The organism is Pseudomonas sp. 14A (assembly GCF_018132745.1).
GTDB lineage: Bacteria > Pseudomonadota > Gammaproteobacteria > Pseudomonadales > Pseudomonadaceae > Aquipseudomonas > Aquipseudomonas mercuritolerans.
In genome coordinates, this window is record NZ_JAGRQJ010000015.1 from 412,567 (window position 1) to 428,645 (window position 16,079).

Consider the following 16,079-nt stretch of genomic DNA (forward strand, 5'->3'; position numbering starts at 1 on the left):
TGATTTCTTTCGCCTGGGTCAATCAACGATTCATTTGAGCGACATGCTCAGCAGCACCACGATGAGCAAACCAATATAGATCCAGGCATGCAGCCGATCCGGTATCCGCCCAATCCACCGCGCTGCCAATCTGATCCCCAGCAACGAGCCAACCGTCAGCAGCGCAAACGCCAGCACATCGACATACCCGATATACCAAACGCCCAGATCAGCCCCGGTGAAACCGGCCAGCGCCATGTACGTCAGTGTGCCGGCCAACGCTACCGGCACGCTGAGCGGATTGGCCATCGATGTGGCTTGCGACATGCTCAACCCGCAACGGCGCAGCAGCGGCACGGTCATGACGCTTCCTCCTACACCTAGGAAGGTCGCGATGGCGCCGATGCCTACACCGCCGGCGGATGTTTCCGTCGTGGTCAGTCGCCGTGGGAATGTGGTTTGGGACTGTGTGAGAAATCCTCGGCGCAGCAGGCAATCGACGATGGTCACGCCCAGATAGGCGATGAAGGCGTAGCGGATCACTTCGCCACTGACCCACATCGCAGCGATGGCGCCGACGATCGCGCCCACGCCGATAAACCCGCCCAATGGCCAGAGGTATTCCCGGAGCAGATTGCCCGCGCGCAGGTGTTTGCGTGTGGCGATCAAGGCATTGACGATCATCACGCAGGTCGAGGTGGCCACGGCGATGTGCATGGCCGACTGGGCGATGGGGTCGTCGGCTGCGTAGCTGGCGGTGAGCATGCGATAGAGCAGCGGCACGATGACGAAGCCGCCGCCGAAACCGAAGAGCACGGCGCTGATGCCGGTGAGGCAGCCGAACAATGTAAGCAGGAGGAAGAACATGGTGGGCGTCCAGGATCGGGGGAGCCCAGGACATTAGAGCGTGATGCACTGGCCGGCTTCAGTAGTTGGGCCAATAATGTTCGCGTTTACGCCAATCGCTGGAACACGCCTGATGCGCAATATTTCGATCAATCAGCTCGATGGCACGCCTCGCCCGGTCGTGGCCATCGGTACCGATTATTCCCACGGCCACCTACTCCCGTTTCATACGCATCGCCGTGGGCAATTGCTCTACGGCGCAACAGGCGTGATGCAAGTCAGCACCCGGAACGGTAATTGGGTGGTGCCGCCGCAGCGCGCGGTGTGGATTCCACCGGGCGTGGCCCATGAGGTGTTGATGCTCGGGGTGAGCACGCGCAGTGTGTATGTCGAACCGGGCAACGTGGATCTGGGGCCGGACTGCCAAGTGCTCAATGTGTCGCCGCTGCTGCGGCATTTGCTGATGGAAGCGGTGGACGTGCCACTGATGTACGACCAGGCCGGACGCGACGGTGTGCTGATCAACTTGCTGTTGCATGAACTGGCACGCAGCGCGCCCCTTGCCCTACACATTCCCATGCCAGCCGAAGGAAAGCTCCTCAGTCTGTGTCAGACCTTTCTGAACATGCCCAATGCCCACCAATCGCCGCAGGATTGGGCCGATCAGTTACACATAAGCTTGCGTACCTTTAACAGATTGTTTCGGCAGCAGACCGGGCTCAGCTTTCGTCAGTGGCGCCAGCAGGCCTGTGTGATTCAGGCACTGGCACGGCTGGCGGCAGGGGAAGCGGTGACGCGGATTGCCCTGGACTTTGGCTACGAGAGCCCGGCGGCGTTTTCGACGATGTTTCGGCGTGTGCTGGGACAGGCACCGTCCGTCTGGTTGGAGCCGACGAACTAGGCAAATTCGAAAAATGCGTTTGATCCCGGCCGAAAACAACTGTACAAAAACACAGTACATTTTCAATCAGCACTTTTGAGCCCGGAGCACACCATGGCCTCTCTTGCGATGAACCACGTCCTCGAACGCATTGCCCTTTTCCAGTTCACCCCGACCCACTGCGTCCAGGCCCGCGCCATGCTGGGCTGGAGCATTGAACAACTGTCGCGCGAAGCCGAGGTGGCGGTGGCAGATATCCAGCGGTTCGAAGCGCAGCAGGACGTGGCGGACGCCGCAAGACTGGCACTGGCTTATCGGTTTGAAGCGCAGGGGTTGGTGTTTTTCCCGGGGTTTGCACCGGGGCGCAGTGTCAGGGCGCAGGGTATGGCGGGGGAATCGGTGGGGCGTGGGGATTTTGCGATGGCTGATTAAGCTGGCGAGGGGGACGCCCCTCACCAACTGAACGGATTCATGCGTTCTGTACCACCGCATCACTCTCCTCTTCAACCGCCATCCACCACGCACTCCCCCGTTGTGGATGCGCAAGGTTGAACGCCTCCCCCATCCGCGGTGTGGTAATCGCAATACTGCGCTCCCATGCAAGCGCAAGGATGCGGTCAAAAGGTTCGTGCCAGGCGTGCATGGCCAGGTCGAAGGTGCCGTTGTGGATCGGGAAGAGCCAGCGGCCCTTGAGGTCGATGTGGGCTTGCAGGGTTTCTTCCGGTTGCATGTGCACGTGGGGCCATTCGACGTTGTAGGCGCCGGTTTCCATCAGGGTCAGGTCGAACGGGCCGTATTGTTCGCCGATGCGTTTGAAGCCGTCGAAGTAACCGCTGTCGCCGCTGAAGAAGATTCGTGTGTCGGCATCGATCATCACCCATGACGCCCACAGCGTGCTGTTGCCGTCGAACAGGCCACGGCCGGAGAAGTGCTGCGATGGGGTGGCGATGAAGCGGATACCGGCGATTTCGGTGCCCTGCCACCAGTCGTACTGGCGCACCTTGCTGGCGTCGATGCCCCATTTGATCAGGGTGTCGCCCACGCCGAGTGGAGTCAGGAAGTACGTGGTTTTGGCGGCGAGTTTGAGTACCGCTTCGTAGTCGAGATGGTCGTAATGGTTGTGGGAGAGGATCACCGCTTCGATCGGCGGTAGCTCGTCGATGCTGATCGGTGGCTGATGGAAACGTTTCGGGCCAGCCCATTGCACCGGCGAGGCGCGCTCGGCGAAGACCGGATCGGTGATCCAGAATTTGTCGCGCATCTTCAGCAGCAGCGTCGAGTGCCCCAAGCGGTAAACGCTGTGATTGGGCGCTGCGAGCAGATCTTCACGGGTCAGCGGCTGCACAGGAATGGCGGCGGTCGGACGCGTGTTGCGCGGTTTGTGGAAAATCATGTTCCACATGATCCGCAGCATTTTGCGCAGGCCTTCGCGTTGTACCGGCGCATGATTGCGAAACAGCCCTTGATCCTGGCGCGAGGCTTCAGGCGTGGGAGTGCTATCCGGGAGTGAGACTGGATTGGCCATGACTGAACGACTCCGAAAAACCGTGTGCTGCACGGTATTCCACGGGAAATGAAGATGGCCAAGCTGCACGCAAAGGCCAAACGCTCTGGTTTGTAAGGTGCGAGGATTAACGCAACATTACACCGAGCGGTGTAGTTTCTAGGTTGCATCAAAGGCGACGCCAAGTAAACTGCCGAGTGTAATTTCCTCCCTTCTCTGCTGAAGCCCGCTCATGACCGCTCCACAACGCCTCACCGATCGCAAACGCGAAGCCATCATCCAGGCGGCGATCGCCGAATTCCGTGCCCACGGGTTCGAAATCACCAGCATGGACAAGATCGCCGCCACGGCCGGCGTGTCCAAGCGGACGGTGTACAACCACTTCCCGAGCAAGGAAGAGCTGTTCGCCGAAATCCTTAATCAGTTGTGGGCGCGGATCATTGCCGAGCCATCGGTGAGCTACGACCGCGAGCAACCGCTGCATGAGCAGCTGCGCCTGATGCTGCGAGAAAAAGTTCAGATGATGGCTGACGAGAATTTTCTCACCCTCGCCCGAGTGGCGATTGCCGCAACCATTCATTCCCCTGAGCGTGCGCAGAACATGATCGAGCGCATGGGCGAACGCGAGGAAGGCCTGACCGTCTGGATACGCGCAGCGCAAGCCGACGGACGGCTCAAACCGGTGGATCCAGAATTTGCCGCGCATCAAGTACAAGGTTTGCTCAAGGCATTCGCGTTCTGGCCGCAGATCTCGCTGGGTCGCGCTGCCCTTGATCCAGACGCGCAGAATGCAGTTGCCGAGTCGGCGCTGGAGATGTTCTTGGCACTGTATCAGCGGTGAATCACTGACGCGTCGAGCCGCGTACAACTAATCTCGCAAAAAGTTATACAAACTCGTGAAAAATTCCTTTCTTGTACAACTTTATTAAGTTTTGTATAAGTAGCCATCTGCCAGTAACGGAACGCTGGCATTGAGCAGTCACCACCGAATGCCGTCTGTGCATTTCGGTCTGCCGGCGCAGGAATAGGGACTGAATCCTTTTGATTTTCCCCAATCCCGAGTATCGCAAGCATGTTTTTCAATCGCCAGAAAGCCGCCCTCGCTGAACTGCAACACACCGTTTTTGACCAAGCTGCGATGCTCGAAGCGATCAACCGTTCGATGGCGTTGATCGAGTTCGATCTTGATGGCGTGGTGTTACGTGCCAATGACAATTTCCTCAAGACCATGGGTTACACGGCTGCCCAGGCGATCGGCCAGCCGCACCGGCATTTCTGTACACCGGAATTCGGTCGCAGTGCCCAATACACTGAATTGTGGTCGCGCCTGAAGAATGGCCAGTTCCAGTCCGGCACTTTTGAACGGGTCGACAGCAAAGGCCAGCCGGTCTGGCTCGAGGCCAGTTACAACCCGATCAAGGATGCGTCGGGACGGGTGATCAAAGTGGTCAAGTACGCCATGGATGTCACCGCCAAGGTGCAGCAGGAGAACGAGGCCAACGCCAAGCTGCAGGCGATTGATCGGGCGATGGCGGTGATCGAGTTCGATCTCGACGGCAACATTCTTACCGCCAACCAGAATTTTCTTACGCGCATGGGTTACAACCTCGCCGAGCTCAAGGGCCAGCATCACCGTTTGTTCTGCACCCCTGCGCTGGTCAACAGCAGCGCCTATCAGGATTTCTGGCGCCGTCTGAATCAGGGCGAGTTCTTCCACGGGCAGTTCGAGCGCGTGGATAAACGCGGTCAGATCGTCTGGCTGGAGGCCAACTACAACCCGGTCTACGACGCTTCGGGGCGTTTGTACAAAGTCGTGAAGTTCGCGTCTGACGTTACCGCCCGTGTCGAGCAACACGAGCAGGACGCGCGCAGTGCCAGCACCGCTTATCACATCTCGGTAGCGACGCGAAAAGTCGCCGAGCAAGGTACGCAGGTTATTCAACAGGCTGCCAGCGAAATGCGCGAAATCGCCGAGGACATCAGCCAGTCCTCAACGCTGATCGCGCAACTGGGCGACCGCTCCGAGCAGATCACCGCCATCGTCAACACCATCCGCGCGATCGCCGATCAGACCAACCTGCTCGCCCTCAACGCCGCCATCGAAGCCGCGCGCGCCGGTGAACAGGGCCGCGGCTTTGCCGTGGTGGCCGATGAAGTACGGCAACTGGCGGCGCGCACCAGCGGTTCCACCGCCGAGATCTCCACCATGATCAGCCTGATCCAGAGCGAAACACGGCAGGCGATCAAGAGCATGCAAGGCACCCGCGACCGCGCCGCAGAAGGCGTGGAACTGGCCAATCAGGCCGGCACGGTGATTCTGCAGATTCGCGATGGCGCCAGTGAGGCGGTGGATGCGGTGAGCATGTTTGCCAATGAGCGGGCGCCGAATTGAGGTTTGTGCAGGGTCGATAGAACGAGTCGACCTTCGTGGGCAGTCCGCGAAGGTCGGCCGCCACAACGCAGAGCTATAGTGACGACACGTCCCAAGCCCCGCCGAGTGCCCCATGAATAGCGAAAAACCCGAAGTATCCAACGCCCCGATTGATCACCTGCGCTTTCACCGCCCCCACGCCCATCTGAATACGACCTTCGGCAACGATGCCTTCGCCCTGCGCGCCGAAGCCTTTGCGCGGTTCTTCGGCACGCCGCTGTTCCTTGGAGCGCAAACCTTGATCGTGGCGGTATGGATCGGCCTCAACGTATGGGGCGTGACTCAATTCGACGTCTACCCGTTCATCCTGCTGAACCTGGCCTTCAGTCTGCAGGCGGCCTACGCCGCGCCATTGATCCTGCTTGCACAAACCCGTCAGGCCGCGCGCGATAAAGCGCAGGCCGACGCCGATGCGCAGCACCGCGAAGCGCTGGCACTGGCCAATACCGAACGTCAGGCTGAGGCGGCGAAGAATTCCGCGCAATTGCTGGCATTGCTGGAACAAAACACGCGCCTTACCGAAATGACGAAAACCCTCACCGAGCGCATCGAAGGCCTGACCAGCGAGTTACACGCTCACGTGTGCCAGAACTAAGGCCGCCTTCGCGAGCAGGCTCGCTCCCACATTGGATCTGTGGCGTTCACGAAATCCCTGTGGGAGCGAGCCTGCTCGCGAAGAGGCCCGCAACCACACAGCAAAACCTCAACCGCGCACCAGACTCCGCACCGCAACAATCTCCGGCACCTCGACCTTGCTCATGTAAACCCGCAACGGCTCGGTGATGTTGATCCGGTCGTCGATGTGTTGATCGAGCAGCAGCTGAATCAACTCGCGCTTGAGCGTCATGGCGGTGTCCGACAGCGGTGCCCAGACGAATTCATTGACCGGGATGATGCCGTCGTCGGCCACGTCCATGCCGAACGAATCTTCGCTGAAGCGCACGATGTACTGGCCGGTCTTGCGGTTGAGGCCAACGAAGCCTTTGAGATCGTCGGCGGCCTGGCAGATGAGTTGAGAGGTGATGCGCATGGTAAACCTCACGAAAGATGATCGATGGTTTACACGCAGGGCAACGCAGCGGCGCGCCCTCTGCCGGAGCGTCTGCCGAGGGCAAGCGTACTGCAAACAGCGCCACAAAAGTGCAGGAAATTTCCGTTTTGCGCGGTTTATGTCGGTCTGGCGATAGCCCTGCGGCGCTTCAATTGTTAAAAGGTACGTCTCGAAAAAAACCTGCGAAAGGAACTCGACCATGCCTGCCACTTTTACCCGAAGCGCTCTGGTGCTGAGTCTGTTGTTCGGCCTCGGTCAGGCGCATGCCGCCAGCCACCCGGAGCCCAAGGCAATCGCTGCCGCCCATGGCATTCCGCATCCGGCGGTGATTGCCCACCGTGGCGCGTCGTTCGATGCCCCGGAATCCACCGCTGCGGCCTACAAACTGGCCCGTGACCTCGGCGCCGATTACCTGGAAATGGATTTGCAGCGCAGCAAGGACGGCGTGCTGTTCGCCCTGCACGACGACAACCTGCAACGCACCACCGACGTCGCCAGCAAATTCCCCGAGCGCAAGGACAGCCCGGCCACCGCGTTCACCATGGCCGAACTGAAAACCCTCGATGCCGGCAGCTGGTTCAACAGCAAATATCCTGACCGCGCACGCCCCTCCTACGCCGGGCTGAAGATTCTTACCCTCGATGAAATCATCGACATCGCCCGCGCCAACCCGCAGCACAAGCCGGGCCTGTACATCGAAACCAAAGAGCCGCAGCTGTTTCCCGGCATCGAACATGACCTCAAGGAAAAACTCCAGGATCGCGGCTGGCTGAGCCCGGCCGGCTCGAAACTGGCGAAAAGTGCGCTCGGCGTCGGTCAGGGCAAAGGCAAGGTGATCCTGCAGACGTTCGACAAATCCAGCCTTGAACTGCTGGAGAAAGAAATGCCGCAAGTGCCGAAGATCCTGCTGTTGTGGGTCGGTGAAGGCAGCATCGAGCCGAAATCCGCCGTGACGTTTGCCGCGTCCGGCGAGAGAGACAAAAACGTGTTCTACGGCAAGCAGGAGCCAAAATCCGAAGCTGAATTCAAGCAATGGGTCGACTACGCCAAGGCCCAGGGCGCGATCGGCACCGGCCCTTCGGCGAAGCTGACTCAGGGTGGTGATCAGAGCTATTCCGATCTGGTGCAACCGTGGATGAATCAGTACACCCACGACCAAGGCATGCTGGTGCATGTTTATACGGTCGACGAGGCGGCGGACTACGGGAAAGTCATGGCGGCGGGTGTTGACGGCATTTTCACCAACCGCGCCAGTGAACTGTTGAAGTTTTACAAGCGTCCGGCTGTTGGCAGTGTTGATGAGGTTCTGAAGAAGAACGGTTTCTAAGTTGTTATCGAGTCGCCTGCTTCGCGAGCAGGCTCGCTCCCACGAAGAGCAGTTTTATCGCGAGGCAGAGATTTAAGGGTGAGTTAAGTTGCGCTGGTTAATCTGAACCCACTTACACAGATCAACCACTTCAACGCACTGCCAAGGAATGAACCGATGAAAACTTTGACTGCCCTGTTTACCGCCGCTGCCCTGACCCTCACCGCTGGCCTGGCTCAGGCCGATGTTCGCATCGACCAGGTCCCGCAACTGGTCAAGGACGGCAAGATCAAGTCGCTGGAATCGATGAACGCCGAAGCACTGAAACTGCACCCGGGCGCAACGATTACCGACACCGACCTGGATAACCACTTCAACGGTTATGAGTATGAAGTTGAACTGAAGACTGCTGATGGTAAAGAGTTCGACGTGGACTTTGATGCCACCACCGGTAAAGTGCTGAGCAACAAGCAAGACACTTGATAGACCGCTGTTGAAGAGCCGCACGATTGAAAGATCGTGCGGTTTTTTTGTGGCTGCCGTTTGGCGTGAGGTTTGGGGTGACTGGGAAATCGATTCCCCCTCACCCCAGCCCTCTCCCCCAAGGGGGGCGAGGGGGAAAGGGAGCAGATCGGGGGCTTTTCAAGACCAGAGTTCACCTCGACATTTCCGGTCGACGTATCTTTAACAATCAACACGGTCAGTCCCCTCTCCCGTGGGAGAGGGCTAGGGTGAGGGCCAAGCCATCACACCGAAAACACTGACATACCACGACCCAAACCAATCAAGCACTCAACCGCGCCGTCACCTCATTCAACTGCCCCGACAACCCATGCAGATTCTGACTGGCACTTTCGGTGCGCTGAACGTTGTCGAGGTTGGTGCTGGCGATCGCGGTGATTTCAGTCAGGTTGCGCGAGATATCCTCGGCCACTGAAGTCTGCTCTTCTGCCGCCGTGGCGATCTGCCGGTTCATGTCGCGAATCGCCTCCACCGCCAAGGTGATGCGCTCCAGCATCGCGCCGGCCTGGGTCACTTGCTCGACACTTTCATCACTGCGCGCCTGGCCGCTCTCGATAGCCTGCGCGGCATCGACAGCGCCGGTCTGCACGTTCTGAATGATCTGGTTGATCTCGATGATCGACTCCGCCGTGCGCTGGGCAAGATTGCGCACTTCATCGGCAACGACGGCAAACCCGCGCCCGGCCTCGCCGGCCCGCGCTGCTTCAATGGCTGCGTTGAGCGCCAGCAGGTTGGTCTGTTCGGCGATGCCACGAATCACTTCCAGCACCTTGCCGATACGACCGCTGTCGGCTTCCAGTCGGCGGATTACCGTGGCGGTGTTGGCGATTTCGCCGCGCATCTGCGTGATCGAGTGAATGGTGGTTTGCATGACCTTTTCACCCTGCTGCGCCGACTGATCGGCATCGTCGGCAGCACGCGCGGCATCAGCGGCGTGACGGGCGACTTCCTGGGCCGTGGCGGACATTTCATTCATCGCCGTGGCCACTTGGTCAGTGCGATTGAATTGCTCGCTGGTGCCGCCGGCCATGGTCGTGGCGATGGCGTTCAACTCACCGCTGGCGCTGTCCAGATCACCGGCGCTGCGTTGCAAGCGAGTGAAGGTGTCCGCCAGAAAATCGCGCAGAGTGTTCGCTGCGGCGGCGAGGTTGCCCAGTTCATCGCGACGCTCGCTGACAACACGTTCAGCCAACTGCCCACGGCTCAAGCGGGTGACGTAATCGATGAGGTTGCGGATCGGCTCGATCAGGTTGCGGCTGACCAGCCACAGGCTCAGCAGACCGATCAACAAGCCTGACGCGAGCATCACCAACAGCCCCAGCCACACGGTGCGCTCAGCGCTGACACTGATCATCGCCGACTGCGCGGTGCCCTGCTCGCGCAACTCGGCAACCAGTGCGCTCATCTGCTCGCTGGTGGCGCGGTCGAGGCCTTTGACAGCGGCGTCGCCGGCGCTCGCATCACCACCGGTAGCCACGTAGGCATCACGGCCCTTCTGGTAGGCCGCGCCCAACTGGCGATGCTCCTCGCGCAAACGTTCGATGCGGGATTTGAGATTGGCCTCGATGCCTTTCTGGCCGGCGAGTTCGCCGAGAATATTCTGCACATCGCGCTGGCGCTCTTCGAACTGGCTCCAGTATTTCGCCAGATCCGCCGGTTGCTTGCCGCGCAGCAGAACGTTTTTCCATTCCTGCACCTGCACTTTGAATTGCAGGTTGGCTTCATCGATCAATTGCGAAGTGTGCAGCGGGCCGGCGATCAACTGGCTATAGCTTTGCACGCCGTTGGAGAGGAAATGAAAGCAGGCCAGGGCGATCAACAATATCGCCAGCAGACTGCCGCTCAGCAGGGCGAGAATTTGCGTTCTCAGGGATTTTTGCAGCATTGCGAGGTACTCGAAGCAGGGATGAGGCACGCCCGAACGGACGTGAAAATTGGCCGGACTTCCCTGTCGTCGCACCGTGGCAAAACGCCAATGGCGCGCAACCTGACTCACCTGAGATCGGCGCGCCAGAGCCTTCCTTGAGAAACTTCCGACAGCCGGTAACGCATTGATTTGACGTCATTTTGCTGTCACAAAACGGTCATGTGAGCTTGCGATGATGCCGCTCAGGTGAACCTGAAAATCCCGCACCAAAGACCCTCCTCGCAGCGAGCCGCCATGAACCACAGCCTCGATATCAGCCATCGCGACCCGGACCTGTTCGGCTTGCTCTACGGCTTTCGTTTTCTGCCCGGTGAGCGCGGTCGGGAGATCGATTCGGCGACGGCTTTGCGCTGTTTGCAGGACGACAGCGACAGCGGCGAATTCCTCTGGCTGCACTTGAACCTGGCCCATGCCGCGTGCGAGCGCTGGATGAAAAGTCATCTGCAATTGCCCGAGGAGTTTTTCGAAGCGCTGCATGAAGGTTCGCGTTCGACGCGCATCGAGCATGTCGATTCGGCGCTGCTGGCGGTGGTCAACGATGTGGTGTTCAACCTCAGCAGCATGGTCTCCTCCGACGTGTCGACGCTGTGGGTCTGCGTGCGCAGCAAACTGATCGTCAGCGCGCGCCTGCAACCACTGCATTCGGTGGATAAATTGCGTTCGTCGGTAAAGGCCGGCGAGTGTTTTCGTTCGCCCTCGGAATTGCTTGTGCATCTGCTGCGCGATCAAGGCGAAGTGCTGACGCAGATCGTGCGCAAGACCAGCCTGAGTGTTGATCAGGTCGAGGACGAATTGCTCTCCTCGCGCCTGTCGACCAACCGCGCCGAACTCGGTGCCAATCGCCGCGTGCTGGTGCGTCTGCAACGGCTGCTGGCGCTGGAACCGGGCTCGTTGCTGCGCCTGCTCAACCGTCCGCCGCCGTGGTTGCAGAAGGAGGACGTCAAGGAGTTGCGCAAATCCACCGAGGAGTTTGCGCTGATCATCAACGACCTCACCGCCCTCGGCGAGCGCATCAAACTGTTGCAGGAAGAGATCGCCGCCAACCTCAACGAACAGAGCAACCGCACGCTGTTCACCCTGACCGTGGTGACGGTGCTGGCCTTGCCGATCAACATCATTGCCGGTTTTTTTGGGATGAATGTCGGCGGTGTGCCCCTGTCCCAGGACCCGCATGGATTTTGGGTGCTGGTCGCGCTGGTGGCGACGTTCACCGTGATTGCCGGACGTTGGGCGTTTCGCAAGCGTGGCGATTACTGAGCGCAAATCCCACACACAACACAGCCCTCCCTGTGGGAGCGAGCCTGCTCGCGAAGTCGGTGTGTCAGATAAATCAATGTTGAATGACATGGCGCTTTCGCGAGCAGGCTCGCTCCCACAGGTTTCTTTTTCAGCCTTCGGATCAGCGGCGGGCTTGAACGCCCAAACACTGACCTGACGCAGTCTCTCTGTAACATTCTGCAACGATCATGGGCGACATTCCTTCCCTCGCTCAGGATTGTCCGCCATGGCTACGCCCTCACTGACCGCCAGCCCCGCATCCGCCGCCAGCGGCAGACCGGCGCTCGACAAGAAACCCGGTCCGTTTACCTACGTGATCTTTTTCGCCGTGCTGGCCATGGGCATGTTGTTCACCGCCTACAGTCTGATGCACGACATGCACGAACTCGGCACGGTGGTCACCACTTGGACGCCGTTTCTGCTGCTCGGCGTGGCACTGTTGATTGCGTTGGGTTTCGAGTTCGTCAACGGTTTCCACGACACAGCCAACGCCTTGGCGACGGTGATCTACACCCACTCGCTGCCGCCGAATGTCGCGGTGGTCTGGTCGGGCTTCTTCAATTTCCTCGGTGTGCTGCTGTCCAGCGGTGCGGTGGCGTTCGGCATCATCGCGCTGTTACCGGTGGAGCTGATTCTGCAGGTCGGCTCGTCCGCCGGGTTTGCGATGATCTTCGCCCTGTTGATCGCGGCGATTCTGTGGAACCTCGGCACCTGGTGGCTGGGTTTGCCAGCCTCTTCTTCGCACACTCTGATTGGCTCGATCATCGGCGTCGGCGTCGCCAATGCCTTGATGCACGGCCGCGATGGCACCAGCGGTGTCGACTGGGCGCAGGCAACCAAGATCGGTTATGCCTTGCTGCTGTCGCCGCTGGTGGGCTTCGGCTGTGCGGCGCTGTTGCTGCTGGCGTTGCGCGCGTTCGTCAAAAACCGTGCGCTGTACAAGGCGCCCGAAGGCAACGCCCCGCCGCCGTGGTGGATTCGCGGTTTGCTGATTGCTACCTGCACCGGTGTGTCATTCGCTCACGGCTCCAACGACGGCCAGAAAGGCATGGGCCTGATCATGCTGATTCTGGTCGGCACACTGCCGATGGCCTATGCACTGAACCGCACCATGCCGGAAGAACAATCGCTGCAATTCGCCGCTGTGGCCCAAGTCACCCAGCAAGCGCTGGTGAAAAACGCGCCACTGCCGGCACCGGCCGATCCGCGTCCGATTCTTTCGGACTACATGCGCAGCAAGGAACCGACGCCGCAACTGATCCCCGCCCTCGCTGCCCTGACCGGGCACATCGGCGAGGAAGTCAGAGGCTACGGCTCGCTGGCAAAAGTCCCGGCCGAAGCCATGGGCAACGTGCGCAACGACATGTATCTGGCCAGCGAAAGCATTCGCCTGATGGAGAAGAACAAGGTCGGCAATTTCGATGCAGACACCAGCAGCAAACTGCAGCTGTTCAAACAGCAGATCGACAACGCCACGCGGTTCATTCCGCTATGGGTGAAAATCGCCGTGGCCATCGCGTTGGGACTCGGCACCATGGTCGGCTGGAAGCGCATCGTGGTGACCGTCGGCGAGAAGATCGGCAAGACTCACCTGACCTACGCCCAGGGAGCCTCGGCGGAAACCGTGGCGATGCTGACCATCGGCGCGGCGGACATGTTCGGTTTGCCGGTGTCGACCACCCATGTGCTGTCATCGGGCGTGGCCGGGACCATGGTTGCCAATGGCGCCGGATTGCAGATGCGCACAATCCGCAATCTGCTCATGGCCTGGGTGTTGACCCTGCCAGCGGCCATCCTGCTGTCGGGCAGCCTTTACTGGCTGTTCACCCAAATCTTCTGACCCTGTGCAAATCTCTGTGGGAGCGAGCCTGCTCGCGAAAGCGCTGGGTCAGACAACTCTGCATGAACTGACACGCCCTCTTCGCGAGCAGGCTCGCTCCCACAGTTCGGTCGAAGGTGATCTGTCAAAGCGTCGAACGAACGACATCGCCGAGCCAATCCATAAACACCCGCACCCGCAGCGGCAAATGCCGTTGCCGTGCATACAACAAGGAAATCGCCATTGGCGGTGCGGTGTACTGCGGCAGTACCGTCAGTAGTTCGCCATTTTCCAGATGCGGTTGCATGCCGGTGCGCGGTACCTGCGTCAGGCCGAAGCCGCCCAGGCACGCCGCTTCATAGGCATCGGTGCTGTTGACCGTGACACTGCCGGCCATCGCCACACGCCGCACCTCGCCGTTCTCCTCATAGACGAACCCCTCCGAACGCGAGCCCAGTACACCGACGTAATGCACCAGTCGATGCTGCGCCAGATCCTCGATGGTCTGCGGCACGCCGTAGCGTTGCAGATAAGCAGGACTGGCGCAGTTGACCATCGGGAAGTCGCCAAGATGCCGGGCGACCACCGACTGATCCGGCTGCGCGCCGATGCGCAATACGCAGTCGAAACCTTCGCTGAGCAGATCGACGCGGCGGTCGGTGCTGCTGATTTCCATCTGCAGATTCGGGTGGCGATCCATGAATTCCGGCAGGCGCGGCATGATCAAGCGTCGCGCGAGGATGTTCGGCATATCGACGCGGATGCGCCCGGTCAGCGAAGCCTCGTCCTGACGGAACAGCCCTTCGATTTCATCCATGTGCGAGAGCAGATCCTTGCTGCGCTCGTACAACACCAGACCATCCTGAGTGGCCTGCACCTTGCGCGTGGTGCGCTGCAACAGCCGCGTGCCGAGCAAGGCTTCGAGCGCCTGCACCTGTTCGGACACCGTGGAGCGCGGCAGGCCGAGGCTTTCACCGGCGAGAGTGAAACTCGATAGTTCGCTGACCCGAACGAAGGTACGCAGCAGTTCCAGTTTGTTCATGACAAGCCCCGGTGATTGTTCGGCTGAGCCGATCAGTGATTCCGCTTTTGCCGTGTTTATCACCTCAGGGCGGATAAATACACTTCTTCCATCACCACTCAACGCAATCGAGGAAGTCCGCATGAATCGCAAAATCGCACTGATCACTGGCGCCAGTCGTGGCTTGGGCCGCAGCGCCGCCGTGCACCTTGCCGCGCAGGGCATCGACATCATCGGCACCTACAACAGCCGCGCCGACGAGGCCCAGGCGCTGGTCACTGAATTGCAGGCGCTCGGCGCGAAAGCGGCGATGCTGCAACTGGACGTCGGCCGCAGCGAGAATTTCGCCGCGTTTGCCGCGCAGGTTGAGCAGGTATTGGGGCAAACCTTTGAGCGTCAGCGCTTTGATTTCCTGATCAACAACGCCGGGGTCGGCGTGCATGCGCTGTTCAGCGAAACCACCCCCGAGCAATTCGATCTGCTGATGAACGTGCAGTTGAAAGGGCCGTTCTTTCTGACCCAGCAACTGCTGCCACTGATCAATGACGGTGGGCGCATCGTCAATATCTCGAGCGGCCTGACCCGCTTCAGCCTGCCGGGTTACGGCGCTTATGCGGCAATGAAAGGTGCGATGGAAGTGCTGACGCGGTATCAGGCGAAAGAGCTTGGCGCGCGGCAGATTGGCGTGAACGTTCTGGCGCCGGGTGCGATTGAAACCGATTTTGGCGGTGGCACGGTGCGCGATAACAGCGCGGTCAACGCGATGGTTGCTAGCAACACCGCGCTGGGTCGTGTCGGGCTGCCGGATGATATTGGCGGTGCACTGGCGCTGCTGCTGTCGGAGGGTGGGCAGTGGATCAACGGTCAGCGGGTCGAGGCGTCTGGCGGCATGTTTCTCTGACCTCAACCAACAGACTGTTTGCGGCGAGGGGATTTATCCCCGCTGGGCTGCGTAGCAGACCGATTTTGGGGCCGCTGCGCAGCCCAACGGGGATAAATCCCCTCGCCACAGGTTTAGCTCAGCTTTCATACGTGCGGCGGGTCATGAAGCGCTCGCGCAGTACGTCATAGCCCCAGTGATACACGTAGGTGTACGGCAGGAAAAACAGCAGTACGCCGATGTCGAGCAACAACGCCTGCCACAGGCTGACCGACAGCCACCAGGCAATCAGCGGCACACCCATCACGATCAGTCCACCTTCGAACAGCAACGCATGCACTACACGGACCCAGGCGTTGTGCGGCAGATTCATCCGCGCCAATGCACGGTCGAAAAAACGGTTGAAAACCACGTTCCACGCCAGCGCCAACAGCGCAATCAACACGGTCACCACGCCCATGTCGAGCAGCGGCTTTTGCATGATCCAGGCGAGCAACGGTGTGCAGATCAGGATGGCAAGAAACTCGAAACCAACAGCCTGGAAAACACGTTCGGTAATGGACTTGTGGGCAGTCATGACCTGACTCCTTGTTTGACGATGGTTGCCATGATCCAACTGAATACCGATACTTCAA

16 protein-coding genes are annotated in these 16,079 nt (G+C 59.8%); 10 read left to right on the forward strand and 6 right to left on the reverse strand.

The features are described from left to right. Window positions 1–30: 30 nt before the first annotated feature. Window positions 31–846 (reverse strand): sulfite exporter TauE/SafE family protein, encoded by an 816-nt coding sequence (locus PS14A_RS18735; RefSeq protein ID WP_212616944.1) that lies wholly within the window; start codon window positions 844–846, stop codon window positions 31–33. A 112-nt stretch (window positions 847–958) separates the two neighbouring features. Between PS14A_RS18735 and PS14A_RS18740 the strand changes: the two genes are divergently transcribed. Continuing rightward, entirely contained in the window at window positions 959–1,726 is a 768-nt protein-coding gene (locus PS14A_RS18740; RefSeq protein WP_212616945.1) for a helix-turn-helix transcriptional regulator, read from the forward strand. Window positions 1,727–1,819: 93 nt separating this feature from the next. After that, window positions 1,820–2,137: an XRE family transcriptional regulator gene (locus PS14A_RS18745; RefSeq protein ID WP_212616946.1), complete on the forward strand. Its 318-nt coding sequence runs from the start codon at window positions 1,820–1,822 to the stop codon at window positions 2,135–2,137. Between the two features lie 37 nt (window positions 2,138–2,174). Here the strand turns inward: PS14A_RS18745 and PS14A_RS18750 are convergent, their stop codons facing one another. Beyond that, the gene (locus tag PS14A_RS18750; RefSeq protein ID WP_212616947.1) at window positions 2,175–3,230 is read right to left on the reverse strand and encodes an MBL fold metallo-hydrolase; all 1,056 of its coding nucleotides are present in this window, start codon (window positions 3,228–3,230) and stop codon (window positions 2,175–2,177) included. A 211-nt stretch (window positions 3,231–3,441) separates the two neighbouring features. On the opposite strand from PS14A_RS18750, the gene PS14A_RS18755 reads away from it, so the two are divergent. From PS14A_RS18755 to PS14A_RS18765, 3 genes are all read left to right on the forward strand, one after another. Continuing rightward, window positions 3,442–4,050: a TetR/AcrR family transcriptional regulator gene (locus PS14A_RS18755; RefSeq protein WP_016773570.1), complete on the forward strand. Its 609-nt coding sequence runs from the start codon at window positions 3,442–3,444 to the stop codon at window positions 4,048–4,050. Between the two features lie 231 nt (window positions 4,051–4,281). Continuing rightward, window positions 4,282–5,601, forward strand: a complete 1,320-nt coding sequence (locus PS14A_RS18760; RefSeq protein ID WP_212616948.1) for a PAS domain-containing methyl-accepting chemotaxis protein — start codon at window positions 4,282–4,284, stop codon at window positions 5,599–5,601. A gap of 112 nt (window positions 5,602–5,713) precedes the next feature. After that, window positions 5,714–6,235 (forward strand): DUF1003 domain-containing protein, encoded by a 522-nt coding sequence (locus PS14A_RS18765; RefSeq protein ID WP_137213966.1) that lies wholly within the window; start codon window positions 5,714–5,716, stop codon window positions 6,233–6,235. Between the two features lie 108 nt (window positions 6,236–6,343). Here PS14A_RS18765 and PS14A_RS18770 read toward each other — a convergent pair whose 3' ends face one another. After that, window positions 6,344–6,670, reverse strand: a complete 327-nt coding sequence (locus PS14A_RS18770) for a DUF2025 family protein (RefSeq protein WP_212616949.1) — start codon at window positions 6,668–6,670, stop codon at window positions 6,344–6,346. A 220-nt stretch (window positions 6,671–6,890) separates the two neighbouring features. On the opposite strand from PS14A_RS18770, the gene PS14A_RS18775 reads away from it, so the two are divergent. Both PS14A_RS18775 and PS14A_RS18780 read left to right on the forward strand, forming a co-directional pair. Further along, window positions 6,891–8,018: a glycerophosphodiester phosphodiesterase gene (locus PS14A_RS18775; protein WP_212616950.1), complete on the forward strand. Its 1,128-nt coding sequence runs from the start codon at window positions 6,891–6,893 to the stop codon at window positions 8,016–8,018. A 156-nt stretch (window positions 8,019–8,174) separates the two neighbouring features. Then, window positions 8,175–8,480, forward strand: coding sequence for a PepSY domain-containing protein (locus PS14A_RS18780; protein ID WP_039758030.1), 306 nt, complete (start codon window positions 8,175–8,177; stop codon window positions 8,478–8,480). Window positions 8,481–8,781: 301 nt separating this feature from the next. Here the strand turns inward: PS14A_RS18780 and PS14A_RS18785 are convergent, their stop codons facing one another. Beyond that, on the reverse strand, window positions 8,782–10,404 hold the full coding sequence (locus tag PS14A_RS18785; protein ID WP_212616951.1) for a methyl-accepting chemotaxis protein: 1,623 nt from the start codon (window positions 10,402–10,404) through the stop codon (window positions 8,782–8,784). Window positions 10,405–10,680: 276 nt separating this feature from the next. Here PS14A_RS18785 and PS14A_RS18790 point away from each other — a divergent pair, with 276 nt between their 5' ends. Next, complete coding sequence (locus PS14A_RS18790) at window positions 10,681–11,703, forward strand: transporter (RefSeq protein WP_039758494.1); 1,023 nt, start codon at window positions 10,681–10,683, stop codon at window positions 11,701–11,703. A 247-nt stretch (window positions 11,704–11,950) separates the two neighbouring features. Then, window positions 11,951–13,564, forward strand: coding sequence for an inorganic phosphate transporter (locus PS14A_RS18795; RefSeq protein ID WP_212616952.1), 1,614 nt, complete (start codon window positions 11,951–11,953; stop codon window positions 13,562–13,564). 124 nt (window positions 13,565–13,688) lie between these two features. On the opposite strand, the gene PS14A_RS18800 is transcribed toward PS14A_RS18795, so the two are convergent. Further along, the gene (locus PS14A_RS18800) at window positions 13,689–14,585 is read right to left on the reverse strand and encodes a LysR family transcriptional regulator (protein ID WP_137213970.1); all 897 of its coding nucleotides are present in this window, start codon (window positions 14,583–14,585) and stop codon (window positions 13,689–13,691) included. A 121-nt stretch (window positions 14,586–14,706) separates the two neighbouring features. Here PS14A_RS18800 and PS14A_RS18805 point away from each other — a divergent pair, with 121 nt between their 5' ends. After that, window positions 14,707–15,465: an SDR family oxidoreductase gene (locus PS14A_RS18805; RefSeq protein WP_212616953.1), complete on the forward strand. Its 759-nt coding sequence runs from the start codon at window positions 14,707–14,709 to the stop codon at window positions 15,463–15,465. A gap of 118 nt (window positions 15,466–15,583) precedes the next feature. Here PS14A_RS18805 and PS14A_RS18810 read toward each other — a convergent pair whose 3' ends face one another. Then, complete coding sequence (locus tag PS14A_RS18810) at window positions 15,584–16,021, reverse strand: multidrug/biocide efflux PACE transporter (protein WP_212616954.1); 438 nt, start codon at window positions 16,019–16,021, stop codon at window positions 15,584–15,586. Window positions 16,022–16,079: the final 58 nt, after the last annotated feature.